Genomic DNA, 18,020 nt, shown 5'->3' on the forward strand with positions numbered 1-18,020 from the left:
TCTGCTGGTGGAGAGGGTGCGAGAGCGCGACGGGCGCGCGTCACACATCCTCGTGCTGGACCGCGCGGCGCGCGTCGGCGCCCAGCACTCCCCAGCTGATCAGCTGTTCCGTCAGCACGGACGGCGACTGGTCGTAGATCACGGCGAGGGTGCGCAGATCGTCCTGACGGATCGAGAGCACCTTTCCGTTGTAGTCACCGCGCTGGCTCTGGATCGTGGCGGCGTACCGCTGGAGCGGGCCCGCCTTCTCGACCGGCACATGGGCCAGCCGCTCCAGGTCCAGCACCAGCTTCGGCGGCGGCTCGGCCGCCCCGGCCGGGCTGGTGCCCGGCAGCAGCTCCTGCACCGGGACGCCGTAGAAGTCGGCCAGTTCGGCGAGACGCTGGACGGTCACGGCGCGGTCACCGCGCTCGTACGATCCCACCACCACGGCCTTCCACCGGCCCTGGGACTTCTCCTCGACGCCGTGAAGGGAGAGGCCCTGCTGGGTGCGGATGGCGCGGAGCTTGGCCCCGAGCTGTTTGGCGTATTCGCTGGACATAAAGCTCCCCGGACACTGAATCGACGTGCGGCTCGGCCGCGCGGCTGGTAACTCACTGTGAAGGTTACGTAGCGTAATCTCCATTCGTCAAGCCGAATGGAGCGGAGGGGCTCTCGCCAGGGGTGTTGACGAGCGCCCCATGCGCCCCTGCTACTGTGAATGGCGCAAATCCGACGTCCTTTAAGGTCCGTCCCGTGAGGCGGAGAAGGAGGTCCGTAACCATGGACGCACGCACCTCGGACGCCGCGCGTTCCGTGCTGGAAGCACCGGACATCGCGCGCGTTCTGACCCGCATCGCCCACGAGATCGTCGAGCGCGCCAAGGGCGCCGACGACGTGGTGCTGCTCGGCATCCCCACCCGCGGTGTCTTCCTCGCCCGGCGGCTGGCCGCCCGGCTGGAGGAGATCACCGGCAGGTCGCCCGGTGAGCTGCCGGTCGGCTCGCTCGACATCACGATGTACCGCGACGACCTGCGACTGCGGCCCGCCCGCGCGCTGGCCCGCACCGACATCCCCGACGACGGCATCGACGGCCGCCTGGTCGTCCTCGTCGACGACGTGCTCTTCTCCGGCCGCACCATCCGCGCCGCGCTCGACGCCCTCGGTGACATCGGGCGGCCGCGCGCCGTGCAGCTCGCGGTCCTCGTCGACCGCGGGCACCGGGAACTGCCGATCCGGGCCGACTACGTCGGCAAGAACCTCCCCACGTCGCTGCGGGAGACGGTCAAGGTCCAGCTCACCGAGGAGGACGGGCGCGACAGCGTGCTCCTCGGCCTGCGCGAGACCACCCCCGCGGACGGAAAGTAGCGCCCCGGTACCGACGGCGACGGCTCCCGGCGATCCCGGGTACCCGGTCACCGTCGTCCACCGGTGCGAGGGCCCCGCGGCCCGGCACCGGACCAGGCGCCTGCCCGCCCGTACGCCCGCACACCTCCTCAACCACGGAGCAACCGGATGAAGCGTCACCTCATCTCGGCCGCCGACCTCTCGCGCGACGACGCCGTCCTGATCCTCGACACCGCCGAGGAGCTGGCCCGGCTCGCCGACCGGCCGATCAAGAAGCTGCCGACCCTGCGCGGCCGCACCGTCGTGAACCTCTTCTTCGAGGACTCGACCCGCACCCGCATCTCCTTCGAGGCGGCCGCCAAGCGGCTGTCCGCCGACGTCATCAACTTCTCCGCCAAGGGCTCCTCGGTCTCCAAGGGCGAGTCCCTGAAGGACACCGCGCTCACCCTGGAGGCGATGGGCGCCGACGCCGTCGTCATCCGGCACCCCTCCTCCGGCGCCCCGCACCGGCTCGCCACCTCCGGCTGGATCAACGGCTCGGTCGTCAACGCGGGCGACGGCACCCATGAGCACCCCACGCAGGCGCTGCTCGACGCGTTCACCATGCGCCGCCGCCTGGCCTCCGGGGCCTCCGGCGTGGGCCAGGACCTGTCCGGCCGCCGCATCACCATCGTCGGCGACGTGCTGCACAGCCGGGTGGCCCGCTCCAACGTCCACCTGCTGTCCACCCTCGGCGCCGACGTCACCCTGGTCGCCCCGCCCACCCTCGTCCCCTTCGGCGTCGAGAGCTGGCCCTGTGACGTCTCGTACGACCTGGACGCGGTGGTGGGCAAGTCCGACGCCGTGATGATGCTGCGGGTCCAGCGCGAGCGCATGAACGCCGCCTTCTTCCCCACCGAGCGCGAGTACGCGCGCCGCTACGGCCTGGACGCCGACCGGATGGCCCGCATGCCGGAGCACGCCATCGTCATGCACCCCGGGCCGATGAACCGCGGCATGGAGATCACCGCCGAGGTCGCCGACTCCGACCGCTGCACCGCCGTCGAGCAGGTCGCCAACGGCGTCTCGATCCGCATGGCCGTCCTGTACCTGCTGCTCGGCGGCAACGAGCCCGCCGTCACCGCCGCCCGCACCGAGGAGAACCAGTAACCATGAGCGACACGAACAAGACGCTGCTGCGCGGCGCGCAGGTGCTCGGCGGCGAGCCGCAGGACGTGCTGATCGAGGGCGAGCGCATCGCCGCCGTCGGCGCCGGCCTCGACGCGGACGGCGCCACCGTGATCGACGCCGCCGGGCAGATCCTCCTGCCGGGCCTGGTCGACCTCCACACCCATCTGCGCGAGCCCGGCCGGGAGGACTCCGAGACCGTCCTCACCGGCACCAAGGCCGCCGCGGTCGGCGGCTTCACCGCCGTCCACGCCATGGCCAACACCTTCCCGGTCGCCGACACCGCGGGCGTCGTGGAGCAGGTGTGGCGGCTCGGCAAGGAGTCCGGCTACTGCGATGTGCAGCCCATCGGCGCCGTCACCGTCGGCCTGGAGGGCAAGAAGCTCGCCGAGCTGGGCGCGATGCACGAGTCCGCCGCCGGTGTCCGGGTCTTCTCCGACGACGGCAAGTGCGTCGACGACGCCGTGATCATGCGCCGCGCCCTGGAGTACGTGAAGGCGTTCGACGGCGTCATCGCCCAGCACGCCCAGGAGCCGCGGCTCACCGAGGGCGCCCAGATGAACGAGGGCATCGTCTCCGCCGAACTGGGCCTGGGCGGCTGGCCGGCCGTCGCCGAGGAGTCGATCATCGCCCGCGATGTGCTGCTCGCCGCGCACGTCGGCTCCCGGGTGCACATCTGCCACCTGTCCACCGCGGGCTCGGTCGAGATCGTCCGCTGGGCCAAGTCCAAGGGCTGGCGGGTCACCGCCGAGGTCACCCCGCACCACCTGCTGCTCACCGACGAGCTGGTGCGCTCGTACGACCCCGTCTACAAGGTGAATCCGCCGCTGCGCACCGAGGCCGACGTCATGGCGCTGCGCGAGGCGCTGGCCGACGGCACCATCGACTGCGTCGCCACCGACCACGCCCCGCACCCGCACGAGGACAAGGACTGCGAGTGGGGCGCGGCGGCCATGGGCATGGTCGGCCTGGAGACCGCGCTGTCCGTCGTCCAGCACACCATGGTCGATACCGGGCTGCTGGACTGGGCGGGCGTCGCCGACCGCATGTCCACCCGCCCCTCCGCCATCGGCCGGCTCACCGGCCAGGGCCGCCCCATCGCCGCCGGGGAGCCCGCCAACCTCACCCTGCTGGACTCCGCTTACCGTGGTGAGGTGAACCCCGCGGGCTTCGCCTCCCGCAGTCGCAACACCCCCTACGAGGGCCGGGAACTGCCGGGCCGGGTGACGCACACCTTCCTGCGGGGCCGGGCGACGGTCGTGGACGGGAAGCTGGCGTGATATCTCTGACCCCCCTGACCTCCTTGGCCGCCGAGCAGCGGTCCCAGGACGTCACCGACTGGGCCGCCCGCATCGGCTGGGTCGTCGGGCTGCTGCTCTTCATCGCGCTGGTCTACTGGCTGATGCGCGAGGGCTGGAAGTGGCGCGGCACGCTCCAGGGCGACCTGCCCGAGCTGCCCGAGCTCCCGGCCGCAGCGGGCCCCGCGCGGCTGACGCTCACCGGCCGCTACCACGGCTCCACCACCGCGGGACAGTGGCTCGACCGCATCGTGGCCCGGGGCCTCGGCACCCGCAGCCGCGTCGAGCTGACCCTCACCGAGGAGGGCGTGAGCGTCGTACGGCCCGGCGCCCAGGACTTCTTCATCCCGGCCGGAAGCCTCCGCGGCGCCCGGCTTGACAAGGGCATCGCGGGCAAGGTCCTCGCCGAGGGCGGGCTGCTGATCGTCACCTGGCAGCTCGGCGACCGGCAGATCGATTCCGGTTTCCGCTCCGACCGCGCCGCCGAGCACGCGGCCTGGGTCGAAGCCCTCGGCGCCACGAACCTCGACGCCCCCGACGTCACCGGCGACGTCAAGCACACCGAGCACAACCAGGAAGGCGCACGATGACGACCTCCACCAGGGGGGCCCAGACCCCCGCCGTTCTCGTCCTGGAGGACGGCCGTACCTTCCGTGGCCGCGCCTACGGGGCCGTGGGGGAGACCTTCGGCGAGGCCGTGTTCTCCACCGGGATGACCGGCTACCAGGAGACCCTGACCGACCCGTCCTACCACCGCCAGGTCGTCGTCATGACCGCCCCGCACATCGGCAACACGGGCGTCAACGACGAGGACCCCGAGTCCGGGCGCATCTGGGTCTCCGGCTATGTGGTGCGCGACCCGGCCCGTACGCCGTCCAACTGGCGCTCCCGCCGCTCGCTGGACGACGAGCTGATCGCCCAGGACGTCGTCGGCATCAGCGGCGTCGACACCCGCGCCCTCACCCGCCATCTGCGCGAGCGCGGCGCCATGCGCGTCGGCATCTTCTCCGGCGAGGCCATCTCGGACGAGGCCGCGCTGCTCGCCAAGGTGCGGGCCGCCCCGCAGATGAAGGGCGCCGACCTGAGCGCCGAGGTGGCGACCCAGGAGACCTACGTCGTCCCGGCCGTCGGCACCAAGCGGTTCACCGTCGCCGCGATCGACCTGGGCATCAAGGGCATGACCCCGCACCGCATGGCCGAGCGCGGCATCGAGGTGCACGTCCTGCCCGCCACCGCCACCGTGGACGACATCTACGCGGTGAACCCGGACGGGGTGTTCTTCTCCAACGGCCCGGGCGACCCGGCCACCGCCGACCACCCCGTCTCCCTGATGCGCGCCGTCCTGGAGCGGTCCACCCCGCTGTTCGGCATCTGCTTCGGCAACCAGATCCTGGGCCGTGCGCTCGGCTTCGGCACCTTCAAGCTGAAGTACGGCCACCGCGGCATCAACCAGCCGGTGCAGGACCGCACCACCGGCAAGGTCGAGGTCACCGCGCACAACCACGGCTTCGCCGTGGACGCGCCGCTCGACGCGCCCAGCGACACCCCCTACGGGCGGGCCGAGGTCTCCCACGTCTGCCTCAACGACAACGTGGTCGAGGGGCTGCGCCTGCTCGACCGCCCCGCATTCAGCGTCCAGTACCACCCCGAAGCCGCCGCGGGCCCGCACGACGCCGGGTACCTGTTCGACCGCTTCGTCACCCTGTTGGAGGGCCAGCGTGCCTAAGCGCACCGACATCCAGTCCGTCCTGGTCATCGGCTCCGGCCCGATCGTCATCGGCCAGGCCGCCGAGTTCGACTACTCCGGAACCCAGGCCTGCCGGGTGCTGAAGGCCGAGGGCCTGCGGGTCATCCTGGTCAACTCCAACCCGGCCACGATCATGACCGACCCGGAGATCGCCGACGCCACGTACGTCGAGCCGATCACCCCGGAGTACGTCGAGAAGATCATCGCCAAGGAGCGCCCCGACGCGCTGCTGCCCACCCTCGGCGGCCAGACCGCCCTGAACACCGCCATCTCCCTGCACGAGGCGGGCACCCTCGACGAGTACGGCGTCGAGCTGATCGGCGCCAACGTCGAGGCGATCCACAAGGGCGAGGACCGCGACCAGTTCAAGGAGGTCGTCGAGGCCGTCAACGCCAAGATCGGCCACGGTGAGTCCGCCCGCTCGGTCATCTGCCACTCCATGGACGAGGTCCTCGCGGGCGTCGACGAGCTCGGCGGCTACCCCGTCGTCGTCCGCCCGTCCTTCACCATGGGCGGCGCCGGTTCCGGCTTCGCGCACGACGAGGACGAGCTGCGCCGCATCGCCGGCCAGGGCCTGAACCTCTCGCCCACCACCGAGGTGCTGCTGGAGGAGTCGATCCTGGGCTGGAAGGAGTACGAGCTGGAGCTGATGCGCGACAAGCACGACAACGTCGTGGTCGTCTGCTCCATCGAGAACTTCGACCCCATGGGCGTCCACACCGGCGACTCGATCACCGTCGCCCCGGCGATGACGCTGACCGACCGCGAGTACCAGGTGCTGCGGGACATCGGCATCGCCGTCATCCGCGAGGTCGGCGTGGACACCGGCGGCTGCAACATCCAGTTCGCGGTCAACCCCGAGGACGGCCGAGTCATCGTCATCGAGATGAACCCGCGCGTCTCCCGCTCCTCCGCGTTGGCCTCCAAGGCCACCGGCTTCCCGATCGCGAAGATCGCCGCCCGGCTGGCCGTCGGCTACACGCTGGACGAGATCCCCAACGACATCACCGAGAAGACCCCGGCGTCCTTCGAGCCCACGCTCGACTACGTCGTGGTCAAGGTGCCGCGGTTCGCGTTCGAGAAGTTCCCGGCCGCCGACGCCCGCCTCACCACCACCATGAAGTCGGTCGGCGAGGCCATGGCCATCGGCCGTAACTTCACCGAGGCGCTCCAGAAGGCGCTGCGCTCGATGGAGAAGAAGGGCAGCCAGTTCGACTTCACCGGCGAGCCCGGCGACAAGGCCGAACTCCTCCAGCGGGCCGTGATCCCCACCGACGGCCGGATCAACACCGTCATGCAGGCCATCCGCGCCGGGGCCACCCCGCAGGAGGTCTTCGACACCACGAAGATCGACCCCTGGTTCGTGGACCAGCTCTTCCTGATCAAGGAGATCGCGGACGAGCTGGCGACCGCCGACAAGCTCGGCCCCGAACTGCTCGCCGAGGCCAAGCGGCACGGCTTCTCCGACGCCCAGATCGCCGGAATCCGCTCGCTGCGCGAGGACGTGGTCCGCGAGGTGCGGCACGCGCTCGGCATCCGGCCCGTCTACAAGACGGTCGACACCTGCGCCGCCGAGTTCGCCGCCAAGACCCCGTACTTCTACTCGTCCTACGACGAGGAGTCCGAGGTCGCGCCCCGCGAGACCCCGGCCGTGATCATCCTCGGCTCCGGCCCCAACCGCATCGGCCAGGGCATCGAGTTCGACTACTCGTGCGTCCACGCCTCGTTCGCGCTGAGCGCCGCGGGCTACGAGACCGTCATGGTCAACTGCAACCCGGAGACCGTCTCCACCGACTACGACACCTCCGACCGGCTCTACTTCGAGCCGCTCACCCTGGAGGACGTCCTGGAGATCGTCCACGCCGAGCAGGCGGCGGGCCCGGTCGCCGGTGTGATCGTCCAGCTCGGCGGCCAGACCCCGCTCGGCCTCGCCCAGGCCCTCAAGGACAACGGCGTGCCCATCGTCGGCACCTCGCCCGAGGCCATCAACCTCGCCGAGGAGCGCGGCGCCTTCGGCCGGGTGCTGACCGAGGCCGGGCTGCCCGCCCCCAAGTACGGCACCGCCTTCTCCTTCGAGCAGGCCAAGGGCATCGCCGCCGAGATCGGCTACCCGGTCATGGTCCGCCCCTCGTACGTGCTGGGCGGCCGCGGCATGGAGATCGTCTACGACGAGTCCTCGCTCGCCGAGTACCTGGAGCGCCACGCGGGCCTCATCTCCGAGCACCCGGTGCTGATCGACCGCTTCCTCGACGACGCGATCGAAATCGACGTCGACGCGCTCTACGACGGCCAGGAGCTGTACCTCGGCGGCGTCATGGAGCACATCGAGGAGGCCGGTATCCACTCCGGCGACTCGGCGTGCGCGCTGCCCCCGATCACCCTCGGCGGCTTCGACATCAAGCGGCTGCGCGCCTCCACCGAGGCCATCGCGCGCGGTGTCGGCGTCCGCGGACTGATCAACATCCAGTTCGCCATGGCCGGGGACATTCTCTACGTTTTGGAGGCGAACCCGCGCGCCTCCCGCACGGTCCCCTTCACCTCCAAGGCCACCGCCGTACCGCTGGCCAAGGCCGCCGCCCGGATCTCGCTGGGCGCGACCATCGCCGAGCTGCGCGCCGAGGGCCTGCTGCCCGCGACCGGTGACGGCGGCACGCTGCCGCTGGACGCGCCGATCTCCGTCAAGGAGGCCGTGATGCCCTGGTCGCGGTTCCGCGACGCCTCGGGGCGCGGGGTGGACACCATCCTCGGCCCGGAGATGCGCTCGACCGGCGAGGTCATGGGCATCGACTCGGTCTTCGGCGCGGCGTACGCCAAGTCGCAGGCCGGGGCGTACGGGGCGCTGCCCACCAAGGGGCGCGCCTTCGTCTCCGTCGCCAACCGCGACAAGCGCTCGATGATCTTCCCGGCCCGGGAGCTGGTCGGCCTCGGCTTCGAGCTGATGGCCACCTCGGGCACGGCGGAGGTGCTCAAGCGCAACGGCATCAACGCCACCGTCGTCCGCAAGCACAGCGAGGGGGAGGGGCCGGACGGTACGAAGACCATCGTCCAGCTCATCCACGACGGGGACGTCGACCTGATCGTCAACACCCCGTACGGCACCGGCGGCCGCCTCGACGGCTATGACATCCGTACGGCGGCCGTCGCCCGCGGCGTCCCGTGCCTGACCACCGTCCAGGCCCTCGCCGCCGCCGTCCAGGGCATCGAGGCCCTCGGCCGGGGCACGGTCGGCGTCCGGTCGCTCCAGGAACACGCGGAACATCTGACCGCCGCCCGCGAGGAGTGAGGCGAGGGAGGGGGACACCGGCCGGTGTCCCCCTCTTCGCGAGCCCACCCGTCCCCTCGTGTGCAGAAAGCTCCCCATGTACTCGCTGCTCTTCAACCTGCTCTTCCGGCGCATGGACCCGGAGAAGGCCCACCACCTGGCCTTCGGCTGGATCCGGCTGGCCGCCCGCATCCCCGTCCTGCGCACGTACCTCGCGGCCGTCCTCGCCCCGCGTGACACGGCGCTGCGCACCGAGGCGCTGGGCCTGCGGATGCACGGGCCGTTCGGGCTCGCCGCCGGGTTCGACAAGAACGCCGCCGGGATCGACGGCATGGCCATGCTCGGCTTCGACCATGTCGAGATCGGCACCGTCACTGGCCGGCCGCAGCCCGGCAACCCCAAGAAGCGGCTCTTCCGGCTGGTCGGCGACCGTGCGCTGATCAACCGCATGGGCTTCAACAACGAGGGCTCGGCCGCCGTCGCCGCCCGTCTCGCGGCCCGCCGCGCCGCGTTCCGTACGACGGTCGGCGTCAACATCGGCAAGACGAAGGTCGTCCCGGAGGCGGAAGCGGTCGCCGACTATGTGACCTCGACCGAGCGACTGGCCGCCCACGCGGATTACCTCGTCGTCAACGTCTCCTCGCCCAACACCCCCGGACTGCGGAACCTCCAGGCCGTCGACCAGCTGCGCCCGCTGCTGACCGCGGTCCGCGAGGCCGCCGACCGGACCGTGACCGGGCGCCGGGTGCCGCTCCTGGTAAAGATCGCGCCAGATCTCGCCGACGCGGACGTGGACGCGGTCGCCGACCTCGCCGTCGAACTGGGCCTGGACGGCATCATCGCCACGAACACGACCATCGCGCGGGACGGGCTCGGACTGACGTCCCCCGCGGCTCTTACCGGGGAGACCGGTGGCCTGTCCGGGGCGCCCCTCAAGGCCCGCTCGCTGGAGGTGCTGCGGCGCCTGTACGCGCGGGTGGGGGACCGGCTCACGCTCGTGGGCGTGGGCGGGATCGAGACGGCCGACGACGCGTGGGAGCGGATCCTCGCGGGGGCGACGCTGGTGCAGGGCTACAGCGCGTTCATCTACCGCGGGCCGTTCTGGGCCCGCGAGATCCACCGGGGGCTGGCCGCCCGGCTCGCCGCGTCCCCGTACGACACCCTGGCCGACGCGGTGGGGGCCGAGGCGGTCGCGTAGTGGGTGGGGCTCCGCCCCCACACCCCCGCTGGGGCTCCGCCCCAGACCCCGCTCCTCAAACGCCGGAGGGGCTGGAATTTCCCGAGGAGAGAACCATGACCGCACCCACCCCCTTCGGTACGCGCCTGCGCCGGGCCATGGACGAGCGTGGTCCGCTCTGTGTCGGCATCGACCCGCACGCCTCCCTGCTCGCCGACTGGGGGCTCGGGGACGATGTCGCGGGGCTCGAGCGGTTCACGCGGACCGTCGTGGACGCGCTCGCCGGGCGCGTCGCCGTCCTCAAGCCGCAGTCTGCCTTCTTCGAGCGCTTCGGCTCGCGCGGCATCGCCGTGCTGGAGCGCGCCGTGGCGGACGCCCGGGACGCCGGGGCGCTGGTGCTGATGGACGCCAAGCGCGGCGACATCGGGTCCACGATGGCCGCGTACGCCGCCGCCTACCTCGACCCCACCAGCCCGCTGTTCTCGGACGCGGTCACCGTCAGCCCCTACCTCGGCTTCGGCTCGCTGCGCCCCGCGCTGGACGCCGCGCGGGCGAGCGGCGCGGGGGTCTTCGTGCTGGCGCTGACGTCCAACCCCGAGGGCGCCGAGGTGCAGCACGCGACGCGGCCCGACGGGACGACCGTCGCCGCGTCCGTGCTGGCCCACCTCAAGGCCGAGAACGCCGAGGAGGCCGCAAAGGGCGCCCTCGGCTCGTACGGCGCGGTCGTCGGGGCGACCCTCGGCGCCACGGCGGAACGGATCGGGGCGGAGCTGGCGATCGACGGCCCGCTGCTGGCCCCCGGCATCGGCGCCCAGGGGGCGACCCCCGCGGACCTTCCTCAGGTGTTCGGAGCGGCGGTCCGGAACGTCGTCCCGAGCGTCAGCCGCGGGGTCCTCTCATACGGACCGGATGCCTCCGCACTGGTCGAGGCGGCGGCCCGAATGGCTGATGACGTGCGTGCCGTGGCCGAATAACCGGGCTATTTTGTCCCTGAATGTCCCAGTCGAGAGAGTCTGACCAGGACTTTTCGTCTGTTCTCGCTGACTGGAGCGGGATCGGCCGCTAGTCTCCGACGAGAGCGAACGCGCTGTTGCGTTGCGCGTTGCTCCGCAGGTGAGGGCCGACTAGGTTCCTCACCGGTCCATATCCGACAGTTCGACATCCGAGGTGACGTAGGCGTGGCTCTTCCGCCCCTTACCCCTGAACAGCGCGCAGCCGCGCTCGAAAAGGCCGCCGCGGCTCGCCGGGAGCGCGCCGAGGTCAAGAATCGGCTCAAGCACTCCGGCGCGTCTCTGCACGAGGTCATCAAGCAGGGCCAGGAGAACGATGTCATCGGCAAGATGAAGGTCTCCGCCCTCCTGGAGTCCCTGCCCGGCGTCGGCAAGGTCCGCGCCAAGCAGATCATGGAGCGGCTCGGCATCTCCGAGAGCCGTCGTGTGCGCGGGCTCGGCTCCAACCAGATCGCATCCCTCGAGCGTGAGTTCGGCGGCGCCGCCGGCTGACGTTTTCCGGCACTGCCGGGAACCTGGATAATCTGCTGCATGGCAGCACATCCAGTACGCCCGCGGCTGACCGTGCTCTCCGGCCCCTCCGGGGTCGGTAAGAGCACGGTCGTCGCGCATATGCGCAAGGCACATCCCGAGGTCTGGCTCTCGGTCTCCGCCACGACCCGTAGGCCCCGCCCCGGTGAGCGGCACGGTGTTCAGTACTTCTTCGTGGACGACGGGGAGTTCGACAAGCTCATCGCCAACGGTGAGCTGCTGGAGTGGGCCGAGTTCGCCGGCAACCGCTACGGCACCCCCCGCGAAGCGGTCATCGACCGGCTCGACGCGGGCGAGCCGGTGCTGCTGGAGATCGACCTCCAGGGCGCGCGGCAGATCCGCGAGTCCATGCCGGAGGCCCAGCTGGTCTTCCTCGCGCCGCCCAGCTGGGAGGAGCTGGTCCGTCGGCTCACCGGCCGGGGGACCGAGGCTCCCGAGGTCATCGAGCGGCGGCTGGAGGCGGCCCGTATCGAGCTGGCCGCCGAATCCGAGTTCGATACCACCCTGGTCAATACCTCCGTCGAGGACGTGGCGAGTGAGCTGCTAGCCTTGATGCGAGTGGCTTGATCTTCAATTCATTCTTGCCATGAGGCGTAATAAGGAAGGCTAGAGAGTGTCCTCTCCCATGACCGCGCCCGAGGGCATCATCAACCCTCCGATTGATGAGCTGCTCGAGGCGACCGACTCGAAGTACAGCCTCGTGATCTACGCGGCCAAGCGTGCCCGTCAGATCAACGCGTACTACTCGCAGCTCGGTGAGGGTCTGCTCGAGTACGTCGGCCCCCTGGTGGACACCCACGTCCACGAGAAGCCGCTGTCGATCGCGCTCCGCGAGATCAACGCGGGTCTGCTGACCTCCGAGGCCATCGAGGGCCCGGCTCAGTAAGGTCCGAAATCGCTCATCACCGGCCCGGCGGCCTCGCCGCCGGGCTTGTGGTGTGTCATGGGTACGTAACGCCGGACGGCGGGGAAGAGGCGAGCGATGACCATGGCGGACAAGCCCCGGGTCGTGCTGGGGGTCGGCGGCGGGATCGCCGCCTACAAGGCGTGCGAGCTGCTGCGGCGGCTGACGGAGTCCGGGCATGACGTCCGCGTCGTGCCGACCGCCTCGGCGCTGCACTTCGTCGGCGAGGCGACCTGGTCGGCGCTCTCCGGGCATCCGGCCGGTACCGAGGTGTGGGAGTCCGTCCACGAGGTGCCGCACGTGCGCATCGGCCAGTCCGCGGAGCTGGTCGTGGTCGCCCCCGCCACCGCCGATCTGCTCGCCAAGGCCGCCCACGGCCTCGCCGACGACCTGCTCACCAATACGCTGCTGACCGCCCGGTGTCCGGTCGTCTTCGCCCCCGCCATGCACACCGAGATGTGGGAGCACCCCGCGACCCAGGAGAACGTGGCGACCCTGCGCCGCCGCGGCTGTGTGGTCATCGAGCCCGCCGTGGGGCGCCTGACCGGTGTGGACACCGGCAAGGGGCGGCTGCCGGACCCCCAGGAGATCTTCGAGGTCTCCCGCCGGGTGCTGACCCGCGGGCCCGAGGCGGTCCGTGCCGATCTGGCCGGACGCCATGTGGTGATCAGCGCCGGAGGCACCCGCGAGCCGCTGGACCCGGTGCGCTACCTGGGCAACCGCTCCACCGGCAAGCAGGGGTACGCCCTGGCCCGCGCCGCCGTGGCCCGGGGCGCCAGGGTGACACTTGTCTCCGCCAACAGCGAGCTGCCCGCCCCGGCCGGTGCCGATGTGGTGCGGGTGGGGACCGCGGTCCAGCTGCGGGAGGCGGTCCTGAAGGCCGCCGCCGACGCCGACGCCGTGGTGATGGCGGCCGCGGTCGCCGACTTCCGGCCCGCCCACTACGCCCCGGGGAAGATCAAGAAGCGGGACGGGCAGGAGCCCGAACCGGTCGCTCTGGTGCGTAACCCGGACGTTCTGGCGGAAATCTCCGCGGAGCGTGCGCGTCCCGGACAGATCGTCGTCGGCTTCGCCGCCGAGACCGATGACGTCCTCGTCAACGGCCGCGAGAAGCTCGCCCGCAAGGGCTGCGATCTGCTCGTGGTGAACGAGGTGGGGGAGCACAAGACCTTCGGCGCGGAGGAGAACGAGGCGGTGGTGCTCGCGGCGGACGGCGCCGAGACGCCCGTTCCGTACGGCCCGAAGGAGGTCCTGGCCGACCGGGTCTGGGACCTGGTGGCGGCCCGTTTCGAGTGAGCCGGTGACCGGCCTTCGCGTGATCTTCACAAGACATTCGCGTGACCTTCGGCCGTACGTGGGTAGGCATTGCCGGCACCGTGGGTTGATCCAGGGCAGGGAGCGCCCGATCGGACCATGACAGCGATCTGTCATGGGGGCCTTGCTGTATTTCAGCTCGAGGCGAGGTATGTTCCAGGTCATGGCCTGCCCGTTCTGTGGGACGGGGATGCTCTACCGGCGGAAACGCCGGATAAACTGGCCCAGGAACCGCACCGGGCGCAGCCCCCGGGCGGTCCCGCCCATGATCAGCCAGCAGCCGCTGCAACCCCAGGGAGCGATGTGTCCCGCCGCCTGTTCACCTCGGAATCTGTGACCGAGGGTCACCCCGACAAGATCGCTGACCAGATCAGCGACTCCATCCTCGACGCGCTCCTCAAGGAGGACCCGACCTCCCGGGTCGCCGTCGAGACCCTGATCACCACCGGCCTGGTCCACGTCGCCGGTGAGGTGACCACCAAGGCGTACGCCGATATCGCGACGCTCGTCCGCAACAAGGTCCTCGACATCGGCTACGACTCGTCGAAGAAGGGCTTCGACGGCGCCTCCTGCGGCGTCTCGGTGTCCATCGGCTCGCAGTCCCCCGACATCGCCCAGGGCGTCGACTCCGCCTATGAGCTGCGGGTCGAGGGCGACGAGGACGAGCTGGACAAGCAGGGCGCGGGCGACCAGGGCCTGATGTTCGGCTACGCGTGCGACGAGACGCCCGAGCTGATGCCGCTGCCGATCAACCTGGCGCACCGGCTCTCCCGCCGGCTGTCCGAGGTCCGGAAGAACGGGACCATCCCGTACCTGCGCCCGGACGGCAAGACCCAGGTCACCATCGAGTACGACGGCCACAAGGCGGTCCGCCTGGACACCGTCGTCGTCTCCTCGCAGCACGCCTCCGACATCGACCTGGACTCGCTGCTGGCTCCTGACATCAAGGAGTTCGTGGTCGAGCACGTGCTGAACCAACTGGTCGAGGACGGCATCAAGCTGGACACCGAGGGCTACCGGCTGCTGGTCAACCCGACCGGCCGCTTCGAGATCGGTGGCCCGATGGGTGACGCGGGCCTGACCGGCCGCAAGATCATCATCGACACCTACGGCGGCATGTCCCGCCACGGTGGCGGCGCCTTCTCCGGCAAGGACCCGTCCAAGGTCGACCGCTCCGCGGCGTACGCGATGCGCTGGGTAGCCAAGAACGTCGTGGCCGCGGGTCTCGCGCAGCGCTGCGAGGTCCAGGTCGCGTACGCGATCGGCAAGGCCGAGCCGGTCGGTCTGTTCGTGGAGACGTTCGGCACCGCCACGATCGACGCCGAGAAGATCGAGAAGGCCATCTCCGAGGTCTTCGACCTGCGTCCGGCCGCGATCATCCGCGACCTGGACCTGCTCCGCCCGATCTACGCCCAGACGGCGGCCTACGGTCACTTCGGCCGTGAGGACTCCGACTTCACCTGGGAGCGCACCGACCGCGTCGACGCCCTCCGCGCGGCGGCCGGTCTGTAAGGACCACCGCACCTCCGGCTTGCGGTACGGCCCGGACGCCCTTGCGGCGTCCGGGCCCTCGCATGTCCGAGTCCTCTGCTAAGACTTGATCTGTGAGCAGGGACGACGAGCAGCGCAAGGCCCCGGCGGAGGAGCCGCAGGGGGGTGAGCAGCTCGCGCTCATCCGGGACAGCGTGCGCAAGGCCAAGGTGCCGCGGGCCAAGCCGCGGACCTGGCGCGGAGCCGCGCTGGCCAAGGAGCGGCCGGTGGCCAAGGTGCTCGTGGACAAGGGCCCGGTGCACCTCGACAAGCTGTGGGACTACGCGGTCCCGGCCGAGATGGACGCCGAGGCCCGGCCCGGGGTGCGGGTGCGGGTGCGGTTCGGGGCCGGTACCGGCAAGGTGCGCGAGGGGCGGCGCGAGGGCGGCGGGCTGCTCGACGGGTACATCGTCGAGCGGGTCGCCGAGTCCGACTACCGCGGGCCGCTGGCCGCCATCGCCCAGGTCGTCTCGCCCGAGCCGGTGCTCGGGCCGGGGCTGCTCGCGCTGTGCCGGGCCGTCGCCGACCGGTACGCCGGATCGCTGGCCGACGTCCTCCAGCTGGCCATGCCCAAGCGGAACGTCCGCGCCGAGTCCGAGACCTCTCCGCCGCCGCTGCCCCCGCCCGGGCCGCCCGCGCCCGGCAGCTGGGCCCGCTACCCGGCCGGGCCCGGATTCCTGGAGGCGCTCGCGAGCGGCGGCACGCCCCGCGCCGTATGGACCACGCTGCCCGGCCCGCACTGGCCGGACGAGTGGGCCGCCGCGGTCGCCGCCACCCTCTCCTCCGGGCGCGGCGCACTGATCGTCGTGCCGGACGGGCGCACCGCCGCCCGGGTCGACGCGGCGCTCACCCGGGCGCTCGGCGGCGCGGGGCGCCATGTGCTGCTCACCGCGGACCTCGGGCCCGAGGAGCGCTACCGGCGGTGGCTGGCCGTCAGCCGCGGGTCGGTGCGGGCCGTCGTCGGCACCCGCGCGGCCATGTTCGCGCCGGTCCGTGACCTCGGCCTGGTGGGGATCTGGGACGACGGCGACCAGAGCCACAGCGACGACCACGCCCCGCAGCCGCACGCCCGCGACGTCCTGTTGCTGCGCGCCGTCCACGAGAAGACGGGTTTCCTGCTGGGCGACCTCGGCCGCACCGTGGAGGCCGCCCAGCTGGTGGAGAACGGCTGGGCCCGCCCCCTCGAAGCCGACCGCGAGCAGGTTCGCGCGGCGGCCCCGCTGATCCGCACCGTGGACGAGGGCGAGGTGGCCCGGGATGCCGAGGCCCGCGCCGCCCGGCTGCCCACGCTCGCCTGGCAGACCGTGCGGGAGGCGCTGAACCGCGGCCCGGTCCTGGTGCAGGTGCCGCGCCGGGGGTACGTACCCCGGTTGGCGTGCGAGCGCTGCCGCGAGCCCGCCCGCTGCCGCCACTGCGCGGGTCCCCTGGAGGCGCGCGACGCGGACCGGCTGGCCTGCGGCTGGTGCGGGCGGGCCGAGACCGCCTGGCACTGCGCCGAGTGCGGGGGCGGACGGCTGCGGGCGAGCATCGTGGGCGCGCGGCGCACCGCGGAGGAGCTGGGCCGCGCCTTTCCCGCCGTCCCGGTCCGCACCTCGGGCCGGGACCACGTCCTGGACACCGTGCCCGACCGCCCGTCGCTCGTCGTCAGCACTCCGGGCGCCGAACCGGTCGCCGAGGGCGGCTACGCGGCCGCCCTGCTGCTCGACGGCTGGGCCCTGCTCGGCCGCCCCGACCTGCGCGCGGGCGAGGACGCGCTGCGCCGCTGGCTGGAAGCGGCCGCGCTGGTCCGGGGGCAGGAGGACGGCGGTCTCGTCGTGGTGACGGCCGAACCGACGCTGCGGCCCGTCCAGGCGCTGGTGCGGTGGGATCCGGCCGGTTACGCGGCGCGCGAACTCGCCGAGCGGTCCCAGCTGGGCTTCCCGCCGGTCTCCCGGATGGCGGCGGTGGCCGGACCCGGGGAGGCGGTGGCCGAGCTGATCGCCTCCGCTCCGCTGCCGGAGGGGACCGAGACCCTGGGCCCGGTTCCGCTGCCCCCCACCCCGCCGGGCCGCCCGCGCCGCCCCGGCGACCCGCCGCCCGGAGCGCAGTGGGAGCGTGCCCTGCTGCGGGTGCCCCCGGGTCAGGGCCGCGCCCTGGCCGCGGCCGTCAAGGAGGCCAAGGCGCTCCGACTGGCCCGCGGCGACAAGGACCCGACGGTCCGGGTCGACCCCCTGGATATCGGTTGAGAGGTTTCTCAGCCGTTGCGGGGGCCCGGGAAGACGCCGGGGCGGGCTTCGGGGAGGGCCGGGGCGGACTGCGGGGGGACGGAGCGGGCGGCCGGTACGGATGGGACCGGCGGCACGGCGGCGGGCTCGGGGCCGTGCCCCGCCGGGGGCTCGCCGCCCTCCGCGGGGCTCGCCGCCGAGGCGCGCCGCGAGCCGTAACGGCGGTGCACCGCCTGCTTGGTGACGCCGAGCGCGGAGCCCACCGCGTCCCAGGAGAAGCCGAGCGAGCGGTCGAAGTCGACCGCGGCGGTGACCAGGGTCTCGACGCTGTCCCGCAGCTCCTGGGCGAGCCGCACGGTGGGTGCCGGGGCGCGGCCGTAGACGACGAAGCCCGCGGACGGTCCGGTGCGCCGCGGCCGGTAGACGTTGCCGAGCTGGGCGGTGAGGGTGCGCAGCGCGTCCACCTGTCGGCGGACCCGCTCGATGTCCCGGACCAGGAGGTGCAGGCTGGCCCGTGCCTGGGCGTCGTGAGTTGCGTGGTCGGCCATGA

16 protein-coding genes are annotated in these 18,020 nt (G+C 71.9%); 14 read left to right on the forward strand and 2 right to left on the reverse strand.

Annotated features, from left to right (window positions below):
- Window positions 1–40: 40 nt before the first annotated feature.
- Entirely contained in the window at window positions 41–541 is a 501-nt protein-coding gene (gene bldD / locus HYQ63_RS35180) for a transcriptional regulator BldD (protein WP_014056259.1), read from the reverse strand.
- Between the two features lie 221 nt (window positions 542–762).
- Here bldD and pyrR point away from each other — a divergent pair, with 221 nt between their 5' ends.
- The 14 genes from pyrR to HYQ63_RS35250 all read left to right on the forward strand — a co-directional run bounded on the left by pyrR (window position 763) and on the right by HYQ63_RS35250 (window position 17,491).
- Complete coding sequence (pyrR, locus tag HYQ63_RS35185) at window positions 763–1,347, forward strand: bifunctional pyr operon transcriptional regulator/uracil phosphoribosyltransferase PyrR (RefSeq protein ID WP_179937782.1); 585 nt, start codon at window positions 763–765, stop codon at window positions 1,345–1,347.
- A gap of 147 nt (window positions 1,348–1,494) precedes the next feature.
- Window positions 1,495–2,475 carry an aspartate carbamoyltransferase catalytic subunit gene (locus HYQ63_RS35190; RefSeq protein WP_179937783.1) on the forward strand — a complete coding sequence of 327 codons (981 nt, stop codon included), beginning with the start codon at window positions 1,495–1,497 and terminating at the stop codon, window positions 2,473–2,475.
- A 2-nt stretch (window positions 2,476–2,477) separates the two neighbouring features.
- Window positions 2,478–3,773: a dihydroorotase gene (locus HYQ63_RS35195; RefSeq protein WP_179937784.1), complete on the forward strand. Its 1,296-nt coding sequence runs from the start codon at window positions 2,478–2,480 to the stop codon at window positions 3,771–3,773.
- Window positions 3,774–3,778: 5 nt separating this feature from the next.
- Window positions 3,779–4,381: a hypothetical protein gene (locus HYQ63_RS35200; protein WP_179940829.1), complete on the forward strand. Its 603-nt coding sequence runs from the start codon at window positions 3,779–3,781 to the stop codon at window positions 4,379–4,381.
- Window positions 4,378–5,517 carry a glutamine-hydrolyzing carbamoyl-phosphate synthase small subunit gene (gene carA / locus HYQ63_RS35205; RefSeq protein WP_179937785.1) on the forward strand — a complete coding sequence of 380 codons (1,140 nt, stop codon included), beginning with the start codon at window positions 4,378–4,380 and terminating at the stop codon, window positions 5,515–5,517. The genes HYQ63_RS35200 and carA overlap by 4 nt, the downstream gene beginning before the upstream one ends.
- The gene (carB, locus tag HYQ63_RS35210; protein ID WP_179937786.1) at window positions 5,510–8,821 is read left to right on the forward strand and encodes a carbamoyl-phosphate synthase large subunit; all 3,312 of its coding nucleotides are present in this window, start codon (window positions 5,510–5,512) and stop codon (window positions 8,819–8,821) included. Before carA ends, carB begins: the two co-directional genes overlap by 8 nt.
- Window positions 8,822–8,897: 76 nt before the next feature.
- Window positions 8,898–9,998 (forward strand): quinone-dependent dihydroorotate dehydrogenase, encoded by a 1,101-nt coding sequence (locus HYQ63_RS35215; RefSeq protein WP_179937787.1) that lies wholly within the window; start codon window positions 8,898–8,900, stop codon window positions 9,996–9,998.
- 95 nt (window positions 9,999–10,093) lie between these two features.
- Window positions 10,094–10,951 (forward strand): orotidine-5'-phosphate decarboxylase, encoded by an 858-nt coding sequence (gene pyrF / locus HYQ63_RS35220; RefSeq protein WP_179937788.1) that lies wholly within the window; start codon window positions 10,094–10,096, stop codon window positions 10,949–10,951.
- Window positions 10,952–11,155: 204 nt separating this feature from the next.
- Complete coding sequence (locus tag HYQ63_RS35225; RefSeq protein WP_009713618.1) at window positions 11,156–11,479, forward strand: integration host factor; 324 nt, start codon at window positions 11,156–11,158, stop codon at window positions 11,477–11,479.
- A 39-nt stretch (window positions 11,480–11,518) separates the two neighbouring features.
- The gene (gene gmk / locus HYQ63_RS35230) at window positions 11,519–12,085 is read left to right on the forward strand and encodes a guanylate kinase (RefSeq protein ID WP_009713617.1); all 567 of its coding nucleotides are present in this window, start codon (window positions 11,519–11,521) and stop codon (window positions 12,083–12,085) included.
- Window positions 12,086–12,143: 58 nt separating this feature from the next.
- Entirely contained in the window at window positions 12,144–12,404 is a 261-nt protein-coding gene (gene rpoZ, locus HYQ63_RS35235) for a DNA-directed RNA polymerase subunit omega (RefSeq protein ID WP_020867048.1), read from the forward strand.
- A 96-nt stretch (window positions 12,405–12,500) separates the two neighbouring features.
- Entirely contained in the window at window positions 12,501–13,718 is a 1,218-nt protein-coding gene (coaBC, locus tag HYQ63_RS35240) for a bifunctional phosphopantothenoylcysteine decarboxylase/phosphopantothenate--cysteine ligase CoaBC (RefSeq protein ID WP_179937789.1), read from the forward strand.
- 321 nt (window positions 13,719–14,039) lie between these two features.
- The gene (gene metK, locus HYQ63_RS35245) at window positions 14,040–15,248 is read left to right on the forward strand and encodes a methionine adenosyltransferase (RefSeq protein WP_179937790.1); all 1,209 of its coding nucleotides are present in this window, start codon (window positions 14,040–14,042) and stop codon (window positions 15,246–15,248) included.
- Window positions 15,249–15,340: 92 nt separating this feature from the next.
- The gene (locus HYQ63_RS35250) at window positions 15,341–17,491 is read left to right on the forward strand and encodes a primosomal protein N' (RefSeq protein ID WP_179937791.1); all 2,151 of its coding nucleotides are present in this window, start codon (window positions 15,341–15,343) and stop codon (window positions 17,489–17,491) included.
- Window positions 17,492–17,499: 8 nt separating this feature from the next.
- Here the strand turns inward: HYQ63_RS35250 and HYQ63_RS35255 are convergent, their stop codons facing one another.
- Window positions 17,500–18,018, reverse strand: a complete 519-nt coding sequence (locus tag HYQ63_RS35255) for a hypothetical protein (RefSeq protein WP_179937792.1) — start codon at window positions 18,016–18,018, stop codon at window positions 17,500–17,502.
- Between the last annotated feature and the right edge of the window lie 2 nt (window positions 18,019–18,020).

Origin of the sequence: Streptomyces sp. Rer75 (genome assembly GCF_013414305.1) — a bacterium.
In the GTDB taxonomy this organism is placed as follows: Bacteria; Actinomycetota; Actinomycetes; order Streptomycetales; family Streptomycetaceae; genus Streptomyces; species Streptomyces himastatinicus.

Bases quoted from the DNA above. Each gene is read 5' to 3' on its own strand.
- HYQ63_RS35190 (WP_179937783.1), top strand. From the start codon at position 1,495: ATGAAGCGTCACCTCATCTCGGCCGCCGACCTCTCGCGCGACGACGCC.
- HYQ63_RS35255 (WP_179937792.1), bottom strand. From the start codon at position 18,018: ATGGCCGACCACGCAACTCACGACGCCCAGGCACGGGCCAGCCTGCAC.
- rpoZ (WP_020867048.1), top strand. From the start codon at position 12,144: ATGACCGCGCCCGAGGGCATCATCAACCCTCCGATTGATGAGCTGCTC.
- gmk (WP_009713617.1), top strand. From the start codon at position 11,519: ATGGCAGCACATCCAGTACGCCCGCGGCTGACCGTGCTCTCCGGCCCC.
- coaBC (WP_179937789.1), top strand. From the start codon at position 12,501: ATGACCATGGCGGACAAGCCCCGGGTCGTGCTGGGGGTCGGCGGCGGG.
- HYQ63_RS35195 (WP_179937784.1), top strand. From the start codon at position 2,478: ATGAGCGACACGAACAAGACGCTGCTGCGCGGCGCGCAGGTGCTCGGC.
- pyrR (WP_179937782.1), top strand. From the start codon at position 763: ATGGACGCACGCACCTCGGACGCCGCGCGTTCCGTGCTGGAAGCACCG.
- pyrF (WP_179937788.1), top strand. From the start codon at position 10,094: ATGACCGCACCCACCCCCTTCGGTACGCGCCTGCGCCGGGCCATGGAC.
- bldD (WP_014056259.1), bottom strand. From the start codon at position 541: ATGTCCAGCGAATACGCCAAACAGCTCGGGGCCAAGCTCCGCGCCATC.
- HYQ63_RS35215 (WP_179937787.1), top strand. From the start codon at position 8,898: ATGTACTCGCTGCTCTTCAACCTGCTCTTCCGGCGCATGGACCCGGAG.
- carA (WP_179937785.1), top strand. From the start codon at position 4,378: ATGACGACCTCCACCAGGGGGGCCCAGACCCCCGCCGTTCTCGTCCTG.